General features: G+C 63.9%; 18 protein-coding genes. 13 read left to right on the forward strand and 5 right to left on the reverse strand.

Features of this window, described 5'->3' with window-relative positions; genetic code table 11:
* Window positions 1–15: 15 nt before the first annotated feature.
* Window positions 16–1101 (forward strand): undecaprenyl/decaprenyl-phosphate alpha-N-acetylglucosaminyl 1-phosphate transferase, encoded by a 1086-nt coding sequence (locus IPM84_18365; GenBank protein ID MBK9094691.1) that lies wholly within the window; start codon window positions 16–18, stop codon window positions 1099–1101.
* 31 nt (window positions 1102–1132) lie between these two features.
* Here IPM84_18365 and IPM84_18370 read toward each other — a convergent pair whose 3' ends face one another.
* Together IPM84_18370 and IPM84_18375 are read right to left on the reverse strand one after the other, a co-directional pair.
* Window positions 1133–2317 carry a pyridoxal phosphate-dependent aminotransferase gene (locus tag IPM84_18370; GenBank protein MBK9094692.1) on the reverse strand — a complete coding sequence of 395 codons (1185 nt, stop codon included), beginning with the start codon at window positions 2315–2317 and terminating at the stop codon, window positions 1133–1135.
* Window positions 2314–3072 carry a YceI family protein gene (locus IPM84_18375; protein ID MBK9094693.1) on the reverse strand — a complete coding sequence of 253 codons (759 nt, stop codon included), beginning with the start codon at window positions 3070–3072 and terminating at the stop codon, window positions 2314–2316. The genes IPM84_18370 and IPM84_18375 overlap by 4 nt, the downstream gene beginning before the upstream one ends.
* Before the next feature lie 411 nt (window positions 3073–3483).
* On the opposite strand from IPM84_18375, the gene IPM84_18380 reads away from it, so the two are divergent.
* The gene (locus IPM84_18380; protein MBK9094694.1) at window positions 3484–6378 is read left to right on the forward strand and encodes a hypothetical protein; all 2895 of its coding nucleotides are present in this window, start codon (window positions 3484–3486) and stop codon (window positions 6376–6378) included.
* On the opposite strand, the gene IPM84_18385 is transcribed toward IPM84_18380, so the two are convergent.
* On the reverse strand, window positions 6379–7368 hold the full coding sequence (locus IPM84_18385) for a serine/threonine protein kinase (GenBank protein MBK9094695.1): 990 nt from the start codon (window positions 7366–7368) through the stop codon (window positions 6379–6381).
* A gap of 25 nt (window positions 7369–7393) precedes the next feature.
* Between IPM84_18385 and IPM84_18390 the strand changes: the two genes are divergently transcribed.
* The 3 genes from IPM84_18390 (at window position 7394) to IPM84_18400 (ending at window position 10439) form a co-directional block, all read left to right on the forward strand.
* Complete coding sequence (locus IPM84_18390; GenBank protein MBK9094696.1) at window positions 7394–8164, forward strand: FHA domain-containing protein; 771 nt, start codon at window positions 7394–7396, stop codon at window positions 8162–8164.
* Window positions 8161–9324 carry a radical SAM family heme chaperone HemW gene (gene hemW, locus IPM84_18395; protein MBK9094697.1) on the forward strand — a complete coding sequence of 388 codons (1164 nt, stop codon included), beginning with the start codon at window positions 8161–8163 and terminating at the stop codon, window positions 9322–9324. The genes IPM84_18390 and hemW overlap by 4 nt, the downstream gene beginning before the upstream one ends.
* 164 nt (window positions 9325–9488) lie before the next feature.
* A complete protein-coding gene (locus tag IPM84_18400) occupies window positions 9489–10439 on the forward strand; it encodes a dihydrodipicolinate synthase family protein (protein MBK9094698.1) in 951 nt (316 codons plus the stop codon).
* Here IPM84_18400 and IPM84_18405 read toward each other — a convergent pair.
* On the reverse strand, window positions 10374–11093 hold the full coding sequence (locus tag IPM84_18405; GenBank protein MBK9094699.1) for a hypothetical protein: 720 nt from the start codon (window positions 11091–11093) through the stop codon (window positions 10374–10376). The genes IPM84_18400 and IPM84_18405 overlap by 66 nt on opposite strands.
* Window positions 11094–11223: 130 nt before the next feature.
* Here IPM84_18405 and IPM84_18410 point away from each other — a divergent pair, with 130 nt between their 5' ends.
* Window positions 11224–13050 carry an ATP-binding cassette domain-containing protein gene (locus IPM84_18410; GenBank protein MBK9094700.1) on the forward strand — a complete coding sequence of 609 codons (1827 nt, stop codon included), beginning with the start codon at window positions 11224–11226 and terminating at the stop codon, window positions 13048–13050.
* A gap of 44 nt (window positions 13051–13094) precedes the next feature.
* Here the strand turns inward: IPM84_18410 and hutH are convergent, their stop codons facing one another.
* Entirely contained in the window at window positions 13095–14723 is a 1629-nt protein-coding gene (gene hutH, locus IPM84_18415) for a histidine ammonia-lyase (GenBank protein ID MBK9094701.1), read from the reverse strand.
* 168 nt (window positions 14724–14891) lie between these two features.
* Between hutH and IPM84_18420 the strand changes: the two genes are divergently transcribed.
* From IPM84_18420 to IPM84_18450, 7 genes are all read left to right on the forward strand, one after another.
* The gene (locus IPM84_18420) at window positions 14892–16316 is read left to right on the forward strand and encodes a UDP-glucose/GDP-mannose dehydrogenase family protein (protein MBK9094702.1); all 1425 of its coding nucleotides are present in this window, start codon (window positions 14892–14894) and stop codon (window positions 16314–16316) included.
* A 20-nt stretch (window positions 16317–16336) separates the two neighbouring features.
* Entirely contained in the window at window positions 16337–16789 is a 453-nt protein-coding gene (locus IPM84_18425) for a MaoC family dehydratase (protein MBK9094703.1), read from the forward strand.
* A gap of 104 nt (window positions 16790–16893) precedes the next feature.
* A complete protein-coding gene (locus tag IPM84_18430) occupies window positions 16894–17511 on the forward strand; it encodes an NAD(P)-binding domain-containing protein (GenBank protein MBK9094704.1) in 618 nt (205 codons plus the stop codon).
* A gap of 102 nt (window positions 17512–17613) precedes the next feature.
* On the forward strand, window positions 17614–18492 hold the full coding sequence (locus tag IPM84_18435) for a CoA ester lyase (protein ID MBK9094705.1): 879 nt from the start codon (window positions 17614–17616) through the stop codon (window positions 18490–18492).
* A gap of 179 nt (window positions 18493–18671) precedes the next feature.
* Window positions 18672–19076, forward strand: a complete 405-nt coding sequence (locus IPM84_18440) for a hypothetical protein (GenBank protein MBK9094706.1) — start codon at window positions 18672–18674, stop codon at window positions 19074–19076.
* A gap of 234 nt (window positions 19077–19310) precedes the next feature.
* Window positions 19311–19778 carry a CBS domain-containing protein gene (locus tag IPM84_18445; GenBank protein MBK9094707.1) on the forward strand — a complete coding sequence of 156 codons (468 nt, stop codon included), beginning with the start codon at window positions 19311–19313 and terminating at the stop codon, window positions 19776–19778.
* Window positions 19779–19780: 2 nt separating this feature from the next.
* Complete coding sequence (locus IPM84_18450; GenBank protein MBK9094708.1) at window positions 19781–20830, forward strand: hydroxymethylglutaryl-CoA synthase; 1050 nt, start codon at window positions 19781–19783, stop codon at window positions 20828–20830.
* Window positions 20831–20865: the final 35 nt, after the last annotated feature.

Raw genomic sequence — 20865 nt, forward strand, 5'->3', positions numbered from 1 at the left:
ACCAGGTTTTTGATTTTGCCCTTCATCGTTGTTTTCCTGCTGGCGTTTGGATTATCCCTGCTGCTGACGCCGCTGGCGCGGCAGTGGGGATTGCGCCTGGGCCTGGCCGATGCGCCGGCCCCGCGCCGCGTGCATACCGGCACGCTGTCACGCCTGGGCGGCGTGGCGCTCTACCTGGCCTTCACCCTGACGGTCCTGGCGACGCTGGCTTTCCCCGCCTTCTTCCCGGCCAGCCGCGATCCGAACGAAGCGACGCGACTCATTGGCCTGCTCATCGGCAGCACGGTCGTGGTCATCTTTGGTCTGCTCGATGACCGCCTGCAGTTGCCGGCCTGGCCCCAGGCGCTGGTGCAGGTCGTGGCCGGGCTGATCGGCATCGCCAGCCTGATCTTCATCAAGCATGTCAACAACCCGTTCACCAATCAGCCCTTTGGCGGCGCGGACGGCTTTGCCTGGCCCATCGTCTGGCTGCTCACCCTCTTCTGGTTTGCCGGCATGATGAACACCGTCAACTGGCTGGACGGTCTCGACGGCCTGGCCGCGGGCGTGGCTGCCATCTTTTGCCTGGTGGTGGCCGGCCACATGCTCCTGCGCGCCGAACCGCCGCAAACCAGTGTGGCGCTGCTGCCGCTGGCCCTGCTGGGCGCGGTGCTGGGCTTTCTGCCCTACAACTTCAACCCGTCCAGCGTCATCATGGGCAGTTCGGGCGCTTTCTTTCTCGGTTTTGCGCTGGCTGCCCTCGGCATCATGGGCGGCGCGCGTGTCGCCACGGTGCTGCTAGTGCTCGGCCTGCCCATCCTGGATGTCGCCTGGCTGATCTGGCGCCGCGTGCGCAGCGGCCGCTCGCCCTATCACTCCTCACGCGATCACCTGCACCACCGCCTGCTCGACCTGGGCTTCAGTCAGCGCCAGATCGTGCTCGCCTACTATGCCTTCTGCGCCCTCTTTGGCGGCCTGGCGATTTTCATCAACTCGCGGCTCACCAAGCTGCTGGCCCTGGGCATCCTGGGCCTGCTCGCCTTCGCCGTCCTCTGGTGGGCCGCCGCGGCCCGGCCAGACTCCGCTCCCGGCTCATACACGGACACAGGGACACAAAAATAACTCCTGCCTTCGTGTCTTGGTGTGAGGCCTCTCAATTGCCGGCCAGGTACGCGATGAGCCGCGGTAGATGGCTGCGCAGAATCTCTGGTTGGGACAGAAACGAGAGGACGAGGCCTGGCGTGGGCAGATCGTAGTACCAGCCGGGATGAGTCAGGATGCCCGTTTCCAGGAGCAGATCGAGCGCCAGGTGCTCGTCGCTGCTGGTCAACCGGCTCACATCGAGCGTGAGGTAGAATCCCCCGGCCGCGGGTGTGAGATGGAAATGGTCCGCGCCGGCCAACAGTTCATGGGCCAGGGCGGCCCGCTCTGCAATCTGCTGGCGGTAGTCGGCCAGGAACGCCTGCCCCTGCGTGAGCAGATCGGCCGCGGCCCATTGAATCCATTCGTGCGTCGCCAGGAAGGTGTCGGCGATGGTTTCCAGGGCGGCCACCGCGGTCCTGACCAGCGCCGCTTCCCCGCTGACCGCGATCCAGCCCAGCTTGGCGCCCGGCAGCGCCAGCATCTTGGAGAAGCCGTTCAGCGTGAAGACCAACGGCGCCGCATGGTTGGCCGGCCGCTGGTGTTGACCGGCGCCGAAGATGAATTCGCAGAAGACCTCATCCGCGATGATGGGCAGGCGGTGCGCAGTCGCCAGTGCCACCAGCGCCTCGACCTCGGCCGCGCTCGCGACATGGCCGGTGGGGTTGTGCGGCGAAATCAGCACGATGGCGCGGGTGTTGGGCGTGATGGCCGCGGCCAGCCCGGCGATGTCAATCTCCCAGCCTGCGGCGGACCGCACCAGCGCATAGGGCGTCAGGGTCACGCGGCACAGGCTGGCGATGAATTCGAACAGGGGATAGGACGGCTGCGGCGTCAGGATCTCCTGGCCGGGGTCCGCCAGGAGTTGAAAGAGGTACCAGTAGGATTGACTCGTGCCCGGGGTGAGCAGGATGTGCGCCGGGTCGAAGGCTGCACCCTGGGTCGCGTAGTAGGCGCTGATGGCCTGGCGGGCCACAGCCTGCCCCTTGGGATCAGGACGATAGACGGCCGCCGCGACCTGCGCCTTTGCCAGCGCGGCCTGCAGGGTGGCCGCAGGGAAGTGCAGGCCGTGCTGCGTCGGATTGCCGTTGATCAGATCAATCAGCGGGCGACCCGACGCCCTGACCCGGGCTTGCGCCTGGGTCAGGGCGTTGGCAGAGCCGGTGAAGTGCGCGACCATGCCGGAGAAGACGCTCACGCGCCGGCCAGCACCATCTGGAAATCAAGCTCCAGCTTGATGGTGTCCTGCACGCTGAGCACGACCGGCACCCGCGGCTGCGTCAGGTTGAAATCCTTGAACGTGAAGCTGGTTGTAGCCGTGCCAGAGAGTTGATCGCCGTCGCGCGTGATGGTGATTTGCCAGGTGACCGGCCGCGTGACATCGCGGATAGTCAGATCACCGCTCAGCTCGAACGTGCCCTGGCCTGACGCGGGCAGGGGTAGTGGCAGGCCGGTGGCCGCCGTCGGCACGAAGACGGCCGTGGGGAAGCGGCTGGTCTGCAGCACATTGCTGGCCACAAAGCCATCGCGGCGGCTGGAATCGCTCTTCAGGCCCTGCAGGCCGATCTCGAAGCGTGACTGCGCTGACATCAGCGTGCCATCGGCAGCAACCGTCAGCGTGCCGCTGACGTCCTTCGTGGCGCCGATGGCGTCGCCAGGCAGATCGCGATTGACCAATTGTTCGCGCACCCGGTAACGAGCCTCACTGGCGTCCGCCACGGTGACGAAGCGGAAAACATCCGCAGCGCCGGGCGCCGGCACGGGGGTATTCGCAGCGGCCGGCGCCAGGGTGGGCGCCGGCGCGGGGGTGTTCGCAGCGGCTGGCGTCAGGGTGGGCGCCGGCGCGGGGGTGTTTGCAGCAGCCGGGGTGGCGGCGGGAGTGGCGCCAGCGCAGCTGCTGATGACAAGGCTCAGCAAAACCAGCAGCAGGCCGAGGGCTAATTTTCGTTGCATTTCTGTCTCCTATCAGTATCTACTTCATCTACTTCATCTACTTCGCTGTCCATTGGACGGTCAGTCATGATAAAGAGCGGTCGCCGGTTTGACTGTAAGGCGCCTCTGCAAGTTACCAACTTTTTGGAAAGTTGGTAACTTCTGCAAGTTGGCAACTTCTTTGAGGCCGGGTATACTTAGGCCGCTCCCTGACCTTTCCCCTTTTCCCCCCTAAGACAACGGATGGATCGGCACAACATGGCACATGTCGCGCCCCGGCTGCGGGCGAGCAGCAGAGCGATTGAAATCGCGCCTAATGGGCGTTCCGCCGGGCGTCCACCTGCGTGGACGCGATGCGGGTCGGCGCAGGCCGACCTGGCGGCGGCACGCCCTTGCGCCCCGAATTCATTCGGCGGCTGCCGCCGGCGCCAGATGCCTGGGCAGTTACATTTCCTCTTGCTCTTGACGCTGTTGGTCGCGCTGATCGGCCCGGCGCCGACTCTGGCCGCGCCCGGGCAGGCTGAGACCGATGTCCAGAAGCTGCTCAAGCGCATGACCAACGGCCAGAAGGTGGGGCAGTTGTTCCTGGTCAGTTTTCAGGGCAGCGACGCCGGGGCTGATTCGCAAATTGCCGAGTTGATTCGCGACTACTACGTGGGCGGCGTGCTGCTCACCGCGGAGAATTTGCCGCCGACCGGCGCCAACCCGGCGGCCGTGGCCGGCCTGAGCAATCAATTGCAGGCGCTGGCCTTCAACCAGCCGCTGCCGCCGGCAGACGCCACAGCGACGCCGGTCATCACCGCCACCGTGCGCCCACCCAAACCGGCCGAGCCAGAAGAGAGCGTGGTGCGCATCCCCCTCCTCATCGGCGTGACGCACGAAGGCAACGATTTTCCCTACACCTGGCTGCGCAACGGTTTTACGCCGCTGCCCGATGCCATGGCGATTGGCGCCACCTGGCATCCTGCCAATGCCGAGGCGGTCGGCCAGATCGTGGGGCGAGAACTGGCGGCCGTCGGGGTCAACTTTCTGCTCGGGCCTTCGCTCGACGTGTTGGACAATCCACGCGGCGGGCGCGAGGGTGACTTGGGCGTGCGTGTCTTTGGCGGCGACCCGTACTGGGTGGGGCGCATGGGCCAGGCCTACATCCAGGGCGTACACATCGGCAGCAATCAACGGGTGCTCACCGTAGCCAAGCACTTCCCCGGGCAGGGAAGCAGCGATCGCCGGCCAGAAGAAGAAGTGGCGACGGTCCAGAAGCCGTTGGCCGCCCTGCAGCAGGTGGAACTACCGCCCTTTGCTGCGGCCACGCGCTTGGACGCGCACCAGGTTTTTTCACCCACCGAGGCGTTGATGTCATCACACATCCGCTACCGGGGCTTTCAGGACAACACCCGCCAACTGACGCCACCCATCAGCCTGGCGCCGCAACTGCAGACCATCATGAACCTGCCGGAGTTCAAGCCCTGGCGCAGCGCGGGCGGCCTGCTGGTCAGCGACAGCCTGGGCGTGCCTGCGGTGCGTCGCTACTACGATGCCCAATTGCTGAAATTCCCGCAGCGCCAGATCGCCCTGGACGCGTTCACAGCCGGCAATGACCTGCTGACGCTGACCAATTTTGCCCTGACCAGCGACAACCGCGAACAATTGGCCAACATCAAAGACACCATCCTCTTCTTTCGCGAGAAATACGACAGCGACACCGACTTTCGTACACGGGCTGATGCCGCGGTGACCCGTATTCTGAGTATGAAGCTCAAGCTCTATCGTCAATTCAGCACAGACAACGTGCTGGTAGATGCGACCGCCGCCACCGCGCAGGTGGGTCTCGACCGCACCGTGGTGGCGCAGATTGCCAAAGAGAGCATCACCCTGCTCTACCCTGGCCCCCAGGAGCTGGCCGATCGGGTGCCTACATCGCCCCTGACCGATGAAAAACTGGTGATTTTCAGCGATAGCCGGGTCGTACAGGACTGCGCCGCGTGCGCGCCCTTCGTGCCCGTGCCAGTGAACGCCCTGCAAGAAATCGTGCTGCGCTTGTACGGCCCGCAGGCCACCGGCCAGGTGCAGCCCGCTAACGTCACCAGCTTCAGCTTCGAGCAGCTCAAGGCCGTGCTCGACGGTAAGGCAGCCGCCACGGATGCCGCCTCGGTCGAAGGCTCGGTGCGCACGGCAGCGTACCTGATTTTTGCCATGCTCGACGTTGCGCCCACCGAAGTCCCTGCTTCCGACATGGTCAAGGCCTTCTTGCGCCAGCGCTCCGACAGCTTGCGCGATAAGAAGATCATCATCCTGGCCCTCAACGCACCGTATTACCTGGATACCACGGAAATCAGCAAGCTCACCGCCTATTACGGCGTCTATGCCAGCACGCAACCATTCCTGGAGGCGGCCGTGCGCGCGCTCTTCCGTGAGTTTACGCCGCCGGGCGCCTCGCCGGTCAGCGTGCCGGGTACCAACTACGATTTGCAGGCGCGGCTGGAACCTGACCCGGCCCAGGTCATCTCCATCGAACAATTTTCCGCGCAAACCGGCAATGACGCCGCCGGCAACCCGGCGTCCGAGCCGATCCCGGTCAACGTGGGTGACACGCTGCAACTGGCGAGCGGCATCATCCGCGACCGCAATGGCAATGCGGTGCCGGATGGCACACCGGCCACTTACCGCCTGTTCTACGCCAGCGAGGCGCTGGAACTACCGCGCCAGGAAGTGACCACGATCAACGGCGTGGCGCGCGCCAGCGTCAAGCTCGAACGCACAGGCGAGTTGCGCATCACGATGAGCGCGGGCAGCGCCAAAGAGTCTACCACGCTCCTGGTCACCATCCAGGGCGATTCGCCGGCGCGCATCGCCACGGTGGTGCCCACGCCGACCGCCACCCCCACCGACACCCCCACGCCCACGCCAACCTGGACGCCTCTGCCCACGCCGACCAACACCCCCGAGCCAACCGCCGTGCCCGGATTCGCCAACACCAATCCGAGCGCGCGGGTTGACCTGTTTGCCTTCATCCTGGGCCTGCTGGGCGTCGCGGCCGCCGGCGGGTTGATCTATTTCACACAGGCTAACCGCGACCGGCGCACACCAGACGACATCGTACGCCTGCTGGGCTGGGCCGCGGTGTGCGGCCTGGCCGCGTATGTGCTCTACAGCCTGGGCTGGCTGCCCGGCGCCACCTGGTTGCAGCACAGTCTGCGTCCCTGGGGCGCGCCGATGATCACCTTTGTCAGCGGCCTGCTGCCGCTGGCCGCGTTGATCTGGCGCGAGACCAACGCCGCTGTGCGTGAGAAGGAGCTGCTCAGCGAGGGGACGGAAAACGAGAAATAATCAAGGTAGAACCGGGGCCAGAAGGGTGACAACGAGGGCTACGACGGCCAGGCCAAGCGCGGCGCCAATCAGCCAACTGTTGGCTTGCACCGCCAGATCCCAGGCGGCCAGGGAATCGGTGCGCAGGCTGGCCGAGTGAAAGACGGGATCGAACAACGCCCGGCGCACATCGGTCACCGTGGCCGGCCGGTCGTTGGGATGCATCGCCATGCAGTGCATCACCGCCTGCTCAGTGGTGGCAGAGACGGCCGGGTTGAGACTGCGCATCGGCGCCAGGCTGCCCGGTTTGAGGAAGCGCTGCTTGGCGTCGGCCGGCGGCTGACCGGTCAGCAGATGATAGAGCGTGGCGCCGATGGCGTAGATGTCAGAACGCACATCGGTATAGCCGGTGTCGCCCCCGTATTGCTCCAGCGGCGTGTACTGCACGGTGCCCCGGCCCTGCACCACGGTCACGGTGCGGCTGTCATCGGCCAGCAGCAGCTTGACCAGGCCAAAATCCACCAGTTTGATCGCGCCGCGCGGCGTCAGCTTGATGTTGGACGGCTTGATGTCGCGGTGCAGCACGGGCGAAGGTTGACTGTGCAGGTATTCCAGGGCGTCGAGCAATTGGCCCATCCAGCCCAGCACCTGCTCTTCGCTCAGGAAGTGATCCTGGCGGCGGGCTTCTTTCACCAGGTCGTGCAGGTCGCGCCCCGGCACGAAATCCATCACCAGGTATTCGCGGCCGCGTGTGGTAAAATAGTCAGAGACTTTGGGCAGATTGGGATGATCGAGGCTGGCCAGGGTGCTCGCCTCGCGGTAGAACTGTTCGGAGGCCTGCTCGAAAAGGTCGTCGCCTTGATCCGGCACCACTTCCTTGATGGCGCACAGGCGGCCTTTCAGGCGCAGGTCTTCGGCTTTGTAGACCGCGCCCATGCCGCCTTGCCCGACCAATTCGAGAACCTTGTAGCGGTTGTAGAGAACCGTGCCGTTCGTCAGGGTTTTGCTCATGCGTGCATTACAGAGTGCTGAAAAGTTGCTGAATCAAGCTGAACACCACCGCCGCGCCAGGCCAGGCCTGGCGCAGGCGCCTCGCTCCCTGGAGTATACCATCGTCATGCTGAACCGTGAAACCGCCATGCTCATTCTGCAGCGCGGCAATCAGACCGGGCGCGGCTACCCGCTCGACCAGGCCGAAATCATCATCGGGCGCAGCCCTGATTGCGACATCTTCCTGGATGATCGCCAGGTGTCACGGCGCCATGCGCGCGTTTTCCGTGAAGGCGACCGCTACCTGGTAGAGGATTTGGGCAGCAAGAACAACACGCATCTCAACGGCCGCGACCTGGCGGGCATCACCCCGCTGCAGGATGGCGATGAAATTCAGATCGCGCTGCGTTTCAAGCTGGCTTTCGTGGACGCCGAACAGACCGCGCCGCTGGTTTTCGAGCAGCCGCCACGCATACCGGTGCTGCACCTGGAACCGGACGCGCGTCAGGTGTTCGTGGGCGAGCGCACGCTCAACCCCCCGCTCTCCCTGCCCCAGTACCGCCTGCTGGAACTGCTCCTGGACGCGGCGGGCGGCGTGGTCAGCCGCGACGAGGTGATTCGCTGCGTCTGGTCCGAAGATGCCGAAGAGGGCATTTCCGAACAGGCCATTGATGCGCTGGTGCGCCGCCTGCGCGAGCGCCTGGCCGAACTCGATCCCGGCCATGCCTACGTGCTCACGGTGCGCGGGCACGGCTTCCGCTTCCAAAACCGCGCAGCAGACAGCAGCACGCAGCCTACCACCAGCGTCAAGTCATGACCACCACACCGCTCAGCCTCTACCTGCACATCCCCTTCTGCGCGCGCAAGTGTCCCTACTGCGACTTCAACACCTACGCGGGGCTGCAGGCGCTCTTCGAACCCCTGAGCGTGGCGTTGGCCCGTGAAATCAGCGCGGCCGGCGCCGTCCGCGGTCGCCCGCCGGTGCATACCATCTTTCTGGGCGGCGGCACCCCCACCGTCCTGAGCGCCGGGCAACTGGCGCGCGTGCTCGACGCCTGCCACCAGGCCTTTACAATTCTGCCTGGGGCTGAAATTACCAGCGAGGCCAACCCCGGCACGGTGGATCGCGCCCGCTTCGCCGATCTGCGCAGCCTGGGGGTCAACCGCCTGAGCATGGGCGTGCAGAGCTTCGATGGGGACGAACTGGCTTTCCTGGGCCGCATCCACGGCGCAGACGAGGCGGAGACCGCCTTTGCTCACGCCCGCGCCGCCGGCTTCGACAACATCAACCTCGATTTCATCTTTGGCCTGCCCCAGCAGCAACCGGCTACCTGGCAATCCACCTTGCAGCGCGGCCTGGCCCTGGCGCCGGAGCATCTCTCGCTCTACAGCCTGATCGTCGAAGAGGGCACGCCGCTGGCGGCCTGGGTGGCGAGCGGCCGCGTGCCCGCGCCCGATGAGGACCTGGCCGCCGACCTGTACGAGATGGCGCAGGCACACCTGGCCGCGGCCGGCTATCAGCAGTATGAGATCTCCAACTGGGCGCGGCGCCATCCTGCGGGCGGCAGCTTTCAGAGCCAGCACAATTTGACCTATTGGCGCAATGCCGATTACCTGGGCTTTGGCCCCGGCGCCTTTTCTGGCGAACAGGGCCGCCGTTGGTCCAACCTGCGCAGCCCGGCCGAGTACATTCGGCGCAGCGACGCAGGCCAGCCGCTGCTCGATTCGGAGGAACAGGCGACGCCCGCCCTGGCCATGGGTGAGACGATGATGGTGGGGCTGCGCCTGCTGGACGAAGGGGTCAACCGCGCCGCGTTCCAGGCCCGCTTCGGCCGGGAAGTCAGCGAGATCTACCCCGACATCCTGGCCGAGCTGACCGCAACCGGCCTGATCGAAGTCACGCCGACCTGCGTCCGGCTGACCCCCGCCGCCGTCTTGATCGGCAACCGGGTCTTTGCCCGCTTCTTGCCAGACTGACCGGGGGCAGCGAGGAAGCGAGGAAGGAAAAAAAAAAGAGGTTCCCGTCCCTGTGTGAGTCATCTGATTTTAGGAGACATCATGGATCATCGAACGTTGAAAAGAGCGCCTGGCCGGCGCTTTTGTCGCCCTCATCACCCCCTTCGACGCCGCGGACCAGGTGGATGTGGCCGGTCTGCGGCAACGCGGCCTGGATGCTGGCCCGCGGCCTGGATGGCATTCTTCTGCTTGGCTCCACCGGCGAGCAGGTGCATCTGAGCGAGTTCGAGCGCGCCCTGGTGCTCGAAGTGGGCCGTCAGCAGATTCCGGCCGACCGGCTGCTGATCGCAGGCGCCGGTCTGTCCGGCACGCGGCAGACCATCGAGGAGACCCGGCAGGCGGGCCGGGCCGGGGCCGATGTGGCGCTGGTGGTGACGCCCAGCTACTACCAGAAGGCGATGAATGCCGCCAATCTGACCAATCACTACCGCGCGGTGGCCGACGCCAGCCCCATCCCCATCATGCTCTACAGCGTGCCGCCCATCGTCAATGTGACGCTGCCGGCCGAGGCGGTGGCCGCGCTGGCCGGGCACCCCAACATCATCGGCATGAAGAACAGCGGCGGCGACCCGCAGATGGCCGGCCTCTATCGCGAAGCCGCGGCCGGCCACGATTTCATCATTCTCGGCGGCTCCGCGCACGCTGCGCCCGGCTTCCTGTTGACCGGCCTGGTGGATGGGGTGATCCTGGCCGCGGCCAATGTGCTGCCCGAAGCGGCCGCCAGCCTGGTGCGGGCGGCCCGCGACGGCGACATGGCCGCGACCCGCCGCCATGGCGAGCTGCTGCGCCGGGTCAGTGAAACCGTCGGTCGCCACGGCATCGCAGGCTGGAAGGCCGGCCTGGCCGCGCGGTCAGGTGGGCGGCCAAGCGCGCCTGCCCCTGCGCAACATCACCGACAGCGAGCGCCAACAGGTGATCGCCTGGACCAACGAACTGGCTGCGGCCCTGTAGGTCCGGCCTCCTGGCCGGACAACATCGTCACCGTAGGCGTGACCTACGGTCGGACGACGTTATCGAACAGGGGTTGCCTCCATTGGGACAGCATCGGGCGGCGCTGCTTCCAGGAAAGTGAATGACTTCTGGACAGCCTGCCACACTGCATCGATGTCGGGGCGTGCTTGCGCCAAGCCGTCATTCATTGGAAATAATACAAAATGGTAGATTCTGTTGTTATGAACTACAAAAGCTTGCCATGTCAACGCTGCCTCACCCTGCACGTCTTTCAGCAGTTCGGCAGGCTCCCCACCGATCGTGAGGGTTTCACGTACTATGGACAGCGCCTGACCCTGATGAGGCCCTGGTGACTGCAAGAATTCATCTACCACTTGCGTCACCGTGCGCCCAAGCGCCAAACCTGGTTCTGTCAGCGAAAGCGCTCCTCTCAAAGGGTCAAGGGGATAGTCATCGAGTGGTGGGCCGTAGAATACAGCGTGATACCCCGGCGCGACATCGCCAACAGTGAACCGTGCTGGATACAGGAGGCAGTACTGGCCGACCGGATCGAAATACGTCTTGAGTGTCACATCACCAGACGCACACCCCAGGGCTGGTCTGCGCGTGGGTACTTCGGCTGGGATTGTGCCAGCTGCGGCCGGTGTAGCCTGGGTCGCGGTCGGCATCGCATGCATTGCGGTCTCATTCGGCGCAGCACCAGGCGGTATGTCGGCGCAGGCCGTCAACAGGATGATCGCCAGCAGTGTAATTATTGATGCTTTAAGTGATATGCGCATCGCCAGTCTCCTAGAGGGGCGTGACCTAACTCCGAACGATGTCGTCACACCTGAGACGTGACCGACAAAATGAGGTTTTATGGCTGAAGCAAAACAAGAAAATCCTCTCCGTGTGAACCCGCTGGGCGGCATGAGTCAGTTCCGACGGCTGTTTGCGTTTGTGCAACCGTATCGCCGGCGTCTGGCGGTGATGCTGGCGGCGGTGGTTCTCGGCAGCATCCTGTCGCTGGCCGGCCCCTATGCCCTGCAATTCCTGATTGATGCGGTCTTCAGTCGCGGTGATGCCACGCTGCTCAATCAAATTACCCTGATCCTGATCGGTATCTTCGCCCTGCAAAGCGTCGTCTATTTCGTGCGCGGCTATCTGCTCGCCACCATTGGCGAACGCGTGCTGGCCGACATGCGCGTGACCCTGTTCGAACATCTGCAGCGCCTGTCGCTCAGCTTCTTCAACGAACGCCGCACCGGTGAGCTGGTCAGCCGCTTGACCAACGACGTGACCACGGTGCGCGGCGTCGTCACCGCGGACATCTCCACCGCGCTCTCGCAAACCCTGACCTTCATCGGCGCGTTCATCCTCATCATCGTCACCAACTGGCGCCTGACCGTCTTCATGCTGGTGCTGATTCCGCTGGTGATGCTCATTGCCATCCTCTTTGGCCGCCGTTTGCGCACGCTCTCCACCGCGGTGCAGGATCAACTGGCTGACGCGACCACCGTGCTCGAAGAGGCCATCGGCGGCGTGCGCGTGGTGCAATCGTTCACACGCGAAGCCTACGAGGTAGGCCGGTTTCGCCAGAGTATTCAGCAGACGCTGCTCCTGGCGTTCAAACGCATCCGCCTGAGCTCGCTCTTTGGCCCCCTGGCGTCCTTCATGGGCTTTGCCGCCGTGATCTCCATCTTCTGGTTCGGAGGGCACGAGGTGTTGGCCGGCCGCCTGACCGCCGGGCAACTGCTGATGTTCCTCATCCTCACCCTGACCATTGCCGGCTCCATCGGTCAGTTTAGCAGCCTGTGGACCGGCCTGCAAGAGGCGCTCGGCGCCAGTCGGCGCCTGTTCGAGATTCTCGACGCGCAGCCGGAGATCGCCGATGCGCCCGGCGCGCCGCCGCTGCCGCCGGTGCAGGGGCGTATCACCTTCGAGGGGGTATCGTTTGACTATCGGGATAACCCCGCCGGCGCCGCCATCCTGACTGACATCACCCTGGATGTGCAGCCTGGCGAGGTGCTGGCGCTGGTCGGCCCCAGCGGCGCCGGCAAGACGACCCTGGTCAACCTGGTTCCCCGCTTCTACGATCCGACGGCCGGCCGCATCTGCGTAGACGGGTTCGACATCCGCACGGTGCAGGTTCACAGCCTGCGCAGCCAGATCGGCATCGTGCCGCAGGAGACGCTGCTGTTCGGCGGCAGCGTGCGCGACAACATCCTCTACGGCCGCCTGGGCGCCAGCGAGGCGGAGATGATCGAAGCGGCGCGCGCGGCCAATGCGCACGACTTCATCTTGCAGCTCCCCAACGGCTATGAGACCATCGTGGGCGAGCGCGGGGTCAAGCTCAGCGGCGGCCAGCGCCAGCGCATCGCCATTGCCCGCGCCATCCTCAAGAACCCGCGCATTCTCCTGCTGGACGAAGCCACCTCGTCGCTGGACAGCGAAAGCGAGGGCCTGGTGCAGGAGGCGCTGGAGCACCTGATGCGCGACCGCACCAGCGTGGTCATTGCGCACCGGCTGTCCACGATTCAGAACGCGCATCGCATCGCGGTTTTGGAAGAGGGCCGCCTGGTGGAGTTGGGTACGCACGAGGAATTGATGGCGCAGGATGGCCTGTACGCGCGCCTCTACCGCATGCAGTTCAAGCTCGACGAATCGCCGGCCACAACCTCCATCAGCGCCGCCGACGCTGGGCCGGTCACAACACCCCGCCGGCGCTCCTTCAGCTTCCTCCCCGGCCTGGGCTGATCCAAAAATGTCTGAACGCAGGGACGCAAAGGATTCAGGAGTTCTCAGTTCAACGTGCTGGCAACCACCGCCCCGCTGATAACCAGTTGGCGGGCGGTTTCGATCAGCGGGTACATCACGACATCTGTGGTCACAAACGGCACCTGTGTACGCACCAGCTCGTAGACGGGCGCGGTGCCCTGTCCCAGCCGCGTGTCAGGCCCGAGCACTTGACGACGGAAATCAATACCCTGGCTGGCGGCCAGCAGTTCCATGGCCAGGATGGTCTCCAGGTTGCGCAGGATGCGCCGCGCCTGGCGTCCGGCAATCGGCCCATTGCTGACATGATCTTCGACATTGGCCGATGTTGGAATCGTATCGGCGCTGGCCGGGTGTACCAGGGCCTTGTTTTCACTGCACAGCGCGGCTGCGGTGTATTGCACCAACATGAAGCCGCTGTTGAGGCCGCCATCTGCGGTCAAGAATGGGGGCAGCACATGCCCGTTGCTATCCGCATCCAGCAGGCGGCTCAAGCGGCGCTCGGACATATTGCCCAGCTCGGTCAGGGCCAGGCCCAGGTAATCGAAGGCAATGGCCAGCGGCTCGCCGTGAAAATTACCCCCGGAGATGACATCCACCGCACCGCTCGCCTCATCCACAAAAATCAGCGGGTTATCGGTGGCGCTGTTCAGCTCGATCTCCACCACCCAGCGCGCGTACTTGATGGCATCCTCGCACGCGCCGTGGACTTGGGGAATGCAGCGCAGCGTGTACGCGTCCTGCGGATCAACCGGCGTGTGGCGGTGCGGCGGCACGAAGTCTGCCGACGGCGCGGGTTGGCGATCTTCCCCAAGAACACCGGGGCGGTCCCGTGTGAACTCCGAACCGGTCAACAGCTCGCGCAGGCGGGCCGCACATTCCACCTGGCGCGGGTGCGGCCGTGCGGCATGGATGCGCGCGTCGAAGGCACGCGTCGTGCCGTGCAGCGCTTCCAGCGACAGGCAGCCGGCAATGTCGGCCACGCGGGCCGCGTTTTCGGCCTCAGCCACGGCCAGGCAACCGAGCGCAGCCATCAGGCCGGTACCGTTGGTCAGCGCCAGGCCCTCTTTGGCCTGCAGCGTCAGCGGCGCCAGGTCAACCCGCGCCAGCGCGGCCGCGCCCGGCAAAATCTCGCCCTGCACCTCCGCCTCGCCCAGGCCGATCAACACCAGGCTGACGTGCGCCAGCGGCGCCAGGTCGCCGGACGCGCCCAGCGAACCTTGCCGGGGCACCACCGGGTGTACCCCGCGCTCCAGCAGGCGCAGCAGGAATTCGATCACCTGCGGACGCACGCCAGAATGTCCCAGGGCCAGCGTGTTGGCGCGAATGAGCATCATCGCGCGCACGACATTGGTGGGAAAGGGCGCACCGACGCCCACCGCGTGGCTCATCAGGATGTTGCGCTGCAACTGGGTCGTCTGCTCTGGGGAGATGAAGATGTTCTTGAACGCGCCAAAGCCGGTGGTGATGCCGTAAACGACCTGTTCTTGCGCGATGATCTGCTCGACGGCAGCCTGCGCCCGCCGGACGCGTGCCTGCGCCGCGTCGTCCAGGCGCAGGTGCAGGGTTCCCGGCGCGGCCTGCGCCACGCGTACAACCTGGGCGATGGTAAGCGATTGCCCGTCAAGCACTAATTCGAAAAAGCCAGCAGTCATGGAACGTGAGAGCCTCCTTGCTCCGCAAGAGTGACCCTATTTTACCACAGGTGGTGATCAACTGCGCGACAAAATAGGGCGGCAAGTTGCCAGGCATCCTGTTTTGGGGTATGATGACGGCGCCCCCCACACCACATCCCAGGCGCGTCGCATGAGGCAAGAATCTGCATGAAAATCCTAGTTGTGGGCACCGGTTTTGTCGGTCTGACCCATGCTGCCGTGTGCTCTGAGTTTGGTCATCAAGTCTACGCCTACGACATTGACCAGGTCCGCATCGAAGCCTATCAGAGCGGAGACCGTCACCGCATCGAAAGCTATGTCAACGAGCCAGAACTGGCCGATGTGATTGCTGAGAACCTTGATCGCCACCTGTTCTTCGTGTCGGACGCAGCACAGATCCGTGAAGTCATCGAAGGCACCCAGGTCATCTTCTTATGCCTGCCCACCCCACCCCTGCGCAGCGGAGCCACCGACCTGAGCTACTATCTCAAGGCAGTTCATCAACTGGGCGAGCTGCTGACTCAGCGCCGCGATCAGCGCCGGGTGGTTTTGGTCAACAAGAGCACGGTTCCGGTGGGTACGGCACGCAAGCTGCAAAAGGTGCTGACAGAGCACGGGGTACCCAACTTTGGCGTCGCGTCCAACCCGGAGTTCCTACCCGAAGGCAACGCGGTCGAGCGTTCACGCAAGCCGGACCGGGTAGTTGTGGGCGCGGACACGAACGAAGATTTCAACGTGCTGCGTCATGTTTACCCACAGTTCGTCAACCATGTACGCATTCGCTACATCGAAACGACCCCGGAGACGGCCGAGGCGATCAAGTATGTGGCCAATACGCTGCTGCTGACCTACATCTCCTTCTGGAATGGGGTGGGCGCACGCCTGGCGGAAACGTTCGACAACATTGATATGGCGCAGCTCAAGCTGGGCGTCACCGCGGACGAACGCATCAGCACGTGGGGTTCGTATGTCAGCAACGGCGCCGGCGGCAGTTGTTTTGGCAAGGACATCCAATCGCTCACCTATCAGTTGAGCCGCCGCGGCAAGTCCACCGATCTGCTGCGCTCGGTGTACCAGATCAACGAGTATCAGAAGAGCTACCTGATCGAGCGTGCGGTACACGAGGCGCTTTTCAATTTCAACCATAAAACGGTGACCTTGCTGGGGCTGGCCTTCAAGAAGCACACCAATGACATACGTGACTCGTCTGCGCTCAAGGTCGTGGATAGCCTGCTGGCGCTGGGCGTCAAGGCGATCCGGGCCTATGACCCCCTGGCGACCGAGGAGGCGCAGCGTTACTTCGATCCGGCGCGCAATCACCTGTTCGAGAAGATCAGCTATCACGACAGCGCCCACGCGGCCCTGGAAGGCAGCGATGCCCTGTTCATCTCGACCGATTGGGAGGAATTCCGCGGTATTTCTAATGAGATCGAGCAGACCTCGCGGCCGCCCTATCTGATCATTGACGGCCGGCGCATGATTTCTGACTTTGCCGAACTGGTCGCGCGCGGTTACACCTATCTGGCTGTGGGCGCGCCGGTGCTGCGACCTGACGCACCTGTTGCAGAGCCTGCGGAGGACGACGAGGAATAGATCAATCGAGGGAGATCGTCATGACGGGCAAGTATTTTGACGAGCTGACGGTGGGGATGCGGATCCAACACAGCCTGGGGCGCACGGTGACGGAGATGGATAATGTGCTTTTCAGTGCTCTGACGATGAACTCGCAGCCGCTGCATCTGAATGAGGACTTTGCCAGCCGCACGTCGTTTGGGCAGCGCATCGTCAACGGCATTTTTACGCTGGGGCTGGTGGTGGGGTTGACTGTGCCGGAACTGACGGAAGGCACGATTGTGGCCAACCTGTCCTATGAACGGGTGACCCATCCACGCCCTGTCTATCATGGCGACACGATCTACGTGGAGACAGAGGTGCTGGAAATGCGGGATTCCGCCTCCAAGCCCGACCGCGGCCTGGTGCGGCTGCGTCACATTGGCAAGAATCAGGCCGGTATGGTAGTGATTGAATTGGAACGGACGGTACTTTTTCTGAAGCGACCAATCTGAGAAGGTTGCGGGCGACCGAAGTCGCGGCAAGGATGATCAACCCTGCCTGCGCAGGCTAGCGCCGGACGCAGGAGACTAAGCAGTGACACGAAAGGTGAGAAAACATGAAAGTTGGAGTTCTAGGCGCCGGGAATATCGGCGGTACGCTGGGCAAGCGATGGGCGCATGCCGGTCATACGGTTCAGTTCGGCGTGCGTGAAGCGAACAGCCCTCATGTGCAAGCGTTTGTCAGCGAGCTGGGGGCGCAGGCAGCGGTTGGGACGATGGCCTCCGCCATTGCTTTCGGCGATGTCGTGGTCTTTGCCATTCCCGGCGGCGCCATGGAGGCAACCATTCGCACCCATGCCGCGGCCTTGAACGGCAAAATTGTCATTGACGCGGCCAACCGCATGGGCGCGCCGACCATGAACAGCGCTGCCGTCTTCGCCGCCCAGGCGCCGAGCGCCAGGGTGTTTCGGGCGTTCAACAGCATGGGTTGGGAAAATCTCGTCAATCCTCGCTTTGGCGATCAACAGGCCGATCTGTTCTACTGTGGCGCGGGGGGAGACGCGCAGGTGGCCGTTGAGCAGTTGATCGCGGACGCGGGACTGCACCCCATACGCGTGGGCGAAATCGCCCAGGCGCCGTTGGTTGACATGGTGACAGGCTTGTGGTTTGCCCTGGCCAACGGCCAGCGCATGGGGCGCCACCTGGCCTTCAAGGTGCTAAGGAATGAGAATTAAATAAGTGTCCGCTTTGGTGCTGTCTGTATGCTCAGAATTTGCTCGGAACTGGACAGTTAAAAAATTCTCATTCCTAACCGACTGAGATAGGCAGGAGGTTTCATGGCCCGCGTCCGACGTTCCCTTTTGTTCATGCCCGGCGACAGTCTACGCAAAATCGAAAAAGCCACGCGGCTGCCGACCGACAGCATCATTATGGACTTGGAAGATGGCGTGGCGTTCAGCCGTAAGGCCGAGGCGCGGGCCACGATTGTGGAAGCCCTGGCCGGCCTTGATTTTGGCAGCCGCGAGCGCCTGGTGCGCATCAACCCGGTTGGCTCTGGGTTGGAGACGGCTGATCTGGATGCGGTGATGACCGGCCGACCGGATGGCCTGGTCTTGCCCAAGGTAGAATCTGCCGGCCAGGTACAAAAGGTCAGCGAGGCCCTGGCGCGGGTCGAACACGCGCAGGGATGGCCTGCGGGCGCAGTGCGCATGTTGGTGATCGTGGAAACGGCGCTGGGCGTCATGAACGTGCGCGAGATTGCCCAGGCAGATGACCGCGTGGATGCGTTGATGTTCGGCGCGGAGGACCTGGCCGGTGACATGGGCGCGACGCGCACGGCCGAAGGCTGGGAAGTGTTTTATGCGCGCAGCGCGGTGGTGACCGCGGCCGCGGCCTATCGCCGGCAGGCGATTGACACCGTCTTTGTAGATTTGAACGACATGGATGGCCTGCAGCGGGAATGTCAGCGCGCCATGCAGATGGGATATACCGGCAAGATGGCGATTCACCCGCGCCAGGTCGAGGTGATCAACGCCGCGTTTACCCCGTCGGCTGAGGCGGTGGCTCAGGCGCGGCGCCTGATCGAAGCCCACGCTCGTCAGCAGGCCGCAGGCACCGGCGCCTTTGCCTACGAAGGCAAGATGGTGGACATGCCGCTGATTCGCGCGGCCGAGCAGGTCATCGCGCGGGCCGGCCTGGTCGGTTCCGGGTCTTAGTTTTTGGGTAACCGTTCAGACCCTCACCCCCTACCCCCTCTCCCGACGACGGAACTGCTGTCGTCGGGAGAGGGGGCTGAGGTGTGGCCGCTCCCCCTCTCCCGTCGTGTGCTTTTCCACGACGGGAGAGGGGGCCGGGGGGTGAGGGCCTGAACGCTTACGTTTTTGGGAGGTTTGCCATGACGATCATGTCTGTTCAGCGCATCTGTCCACGTTGCCGGGCCGCCAATGCGGCGGAGGCAACGATCTGTCGCGCCTGTGGGGCGAACATCAATGACAAATTGGCTGTCACCCGCTTCGGTGGCTTGACCTTGCCGGCCATCACCCGCCGCGAGGTGGGGGCAACGGTGGCCGTGGCCACCGCGGCGCTGGCGCTGCGCCTCGCTCAGCGCCTGCTCGGCAACCGACTGACGCGCCCCGGCCCAGCCCCGGTCTCGTCGCCGGCCACCGCCCTCAGCGCGGAGCAGAAAGCGCCCGGCGTCACCGTGGTGCGCAGGACATGGTGGCACGTTAGTCGTAGTGACGGCAGCAGCCATTGGGGCAGCCAGCAGGACACGTGGGAAATCGAACCCCACGACGCGTGACCGCAGCCGTCCGTTACCCCCTGGCGGCCTGCCCCTGCACCCGCACGTCACCCCACCCAAACGGGTAGGCACACCTAACCACCGGCGAGTCGCGGCGCTACCCGCGCGACCTTTGTCAAGACCGCCCAATTCGCCGTTGACTTTTATGGCGCATTGCGTTATAGTGATGCTAATAAGATAGAGACAACCAATACCTATCTCGACTTGAGATCTGATGCCATGAGGGAGGGAACTGTGACCATTCGATCAATCATGACGACCAACGTGTTCGTGGTAAATGAAAAAGCGCCGCTCAGCGATGTGGCGCGTACCATTGTGGAGTGTCACCTGAGCGGTCTGCCTGTTGTCAATGACGAAGGCAGCATGGTCGGCATTATTTCAGAAAAGGACGTGCTGCGCGAAATGCACCCCCTCTTCCGGCACCTCCTGGAATCGCCTACCCCCAGCCTGGCTCATTCGGCCAAAGATGAGGGTTTCGATGACATCAGCGGCATCACGGCCGGTGAGGTGATGACCCGTCATGTACAGACGGTTTCTCCGGACACTCCGCTGTTGGAAGCCGCCGGCCTGATGGTGCTCTGGACCATTCGACGCCTACCCGTGGTCGAAGGCGGCAAACTGGTGGGGATCGTCAGTCAGGGCGATGTCTATCAGTCCATCTTCAGGCGTCAGTTCCATATGCAGCCCGCGCCCCTGGAATAGCGATGCTCAAGCCCAATCGGGATGTCGGTCTCGTCGGTCATGGCGCCTACGTGCCCCGTTACCGCCTGGCCGGCGAAGAGATTGCGCGGGTCTGGCGCGGAAAAGACGCCGGCTGGCCTGTCAAACAAAAGGCGGTAGCCGGAATTGATGAAGATACCGCCACCATGTCTATCGAAGCGGCGCGCAATGCCATGTGGCGCGCCGCGATTGACCCCAAAGAGCTGAAGGCGCTGTGGGTGGGCAGCGAATCTCACCCCTACGCGGTCAAACCAACCAGTACGATCGTAGCCGAATTTCTGGGCGCCTCGCCCGAAACCCTTGCCGCCGATTGGGAATTTGGCGGCAAGGCCGGCACCGAGGCGCTGCAGGCCTGCATCGCCCTGGTCGGCTCTGGCATGGCTGACTACGCCATGTGCATCGGCATGGACGCCGCGCAAGGACGCCCCGGCGACGCCCTGGAGTACACCACCGCAGCCGGCGGCGCGGCCGTCATCGTTGGGCCGGCGGAAGAGAGCGTGGCCATCATCGAAGGCTCCATCTCCTACGTCACCCATAGCATGGACATCTGGCGGCGCCCCGGTGCGCGCTACTACAGTAACGCCTTGCGCTCCACCGGCTCCGAAGCCTACAACGACCATGTCAAAGCAGCCGCCAGCCAACTGTTGAGTGAACTGGGGCGCAGCGCCGCCGACTACCAGCACGTGATCTTCCATCAGCCAGACAACAAAGTCCCGCGACGCGCCGCGGAAGCCTTAGGTTTTTCCTACGACCAATATGCCGCGGGGTTCCTGGTTGAGGATATCGGCAGCACTCATGCCGGTTCGGTCCTGCTTAGTCTCAGCGCCGTTCTGGATGTGGCCACGGCTGGCGAACGCATCCTGGTGGTGTCATTTGGCGCGGGCGCCGGCAGTGACGCCTTTTCCCTGGTGGTCACTGACCGCATCTACGCCCCGCGCTTAGCCGCGCCCTGTGTCAGCGATTATGTCAAGCGTCGTCGGGACATTGATTACGCAACCTATGCCAGGTTTCAAGGCAAGTTTTATTCCAATTAGAAATTTCCAGATCAGTTTCTGAATGACGGGGACGG

It is taken from the genome of Candidatus Amarolinea dominans, assembly GCA_016719785.1.
GTDB lineage: Bacteria > Chloroflexota > Anaerolineae > SSC4 > Amarolineaceae > Amarolinea > Amarolinea dominans.

What these genes read in the sequence shown, in the direction of transcription:
- IPM84_18420 (MBK9094702.1), top strand. Translation starts at nt 14,892, where the DNA reads ATGAAAATCCTAGTTGTGGGCACCGGTTTTGTCGGTCTGACCCATGCT.
- hutH (MBK9094701.1), bottom strand. Translation starts at nt 14,723, where the DNA reads ATGACTGCTGGCTTTTTCGAATTAGTGCTTGACGGGCAATCGCTTACC.
- IPM84_18385 (MBK9094695.1), bottom strand. Translation starts at nt 7,368, where the DNA reads ATGAGCAAAACCCTGACGAACGGCACGGTTCTCTACAACCGCTACAAG.
- IPM84_18405 (MBK9094699.1), bottom strand. Translation starts at nt 11,093, where the DNA reads ATGCGCATATCACTTAAAGCATCAATAATTACACTGCTGGCGATCATC.
- IPM84_18450 (MBK9094708.1), top strand. Translation starts at nt 19,781, where the DNA reads ATGCTCAAGCCCAATCGGGATGTCGGTCTCGTCGGTCATGGCGCCTAC.
- IPM84_18430 (MBK9094704.1), top strand. Translation starts at nt 16,894, where the DNA reads ATGAAAGTTGGAGTTCTAGGCGCCGGGAATATCGGCGGTACGCTGGGC.
- IPM84_18380 (MBK9094694.1), top strand. Translation starts at nt 3,484, where the DNA reads ATGCCTGGGCAGTTACATTTCCTCTTGCTCTTGACGCTGTTGGTCGCG.
- IPM84_18400 (MBK9094698.1), top strand. Translation starts at nt 9,489, where the DNA reads ATGTGGCCGGTCTGCGGCAACGCGGCCTGGATGCTGGCCCGCGGCCTG.
- IPM84_18440 (MBK9094706.1), top strand. Translation starts at nt 18,672, where the DNA reads ATGACGATCATGTCTGTTCAGCGCATCTGTCCACGTTGCCGGGCCGCC.
- hemW (MBK9094697.1), top strand. Translation starts at nt 8,161, where the DNA reads ATGACCACCACACCGCTCAGCCTCTACCTGCACATCCCCTTCTGCGCG.
- IPM84_18375 (MBK9094693.1), bottom strand. Translation starts at nt 3,072, where the DNA reads ATGCAACGAAAATTAGCCCTCGGCCTGCTGCTGGTTTTGCTGAGCCTT.
- IPM84_18425 (MBK9094703.1), top strand. Translation starts at nt 16,337, where the DNA reads ATGACGGGCAAGTATTTTGACGAGCTGACGGTGGGGATGCGGATCCAA.
- IPM84_18410 (MBK9094700.1), top strand. Translation starts at nt 11,224, where the DNA reads ATGAGTCAGTTCCGACGGCTGTTTGCGTTTGTGCAACCGTATCGCCGG.
- IPM84_18435 (MBK9094705.1), top strand. Translation starts at nt 17,614, where the DNA reads ATGGCCCGCGTCCGACGTTCCCTTTTGTTCATGCCCGGCGACAGTCTA.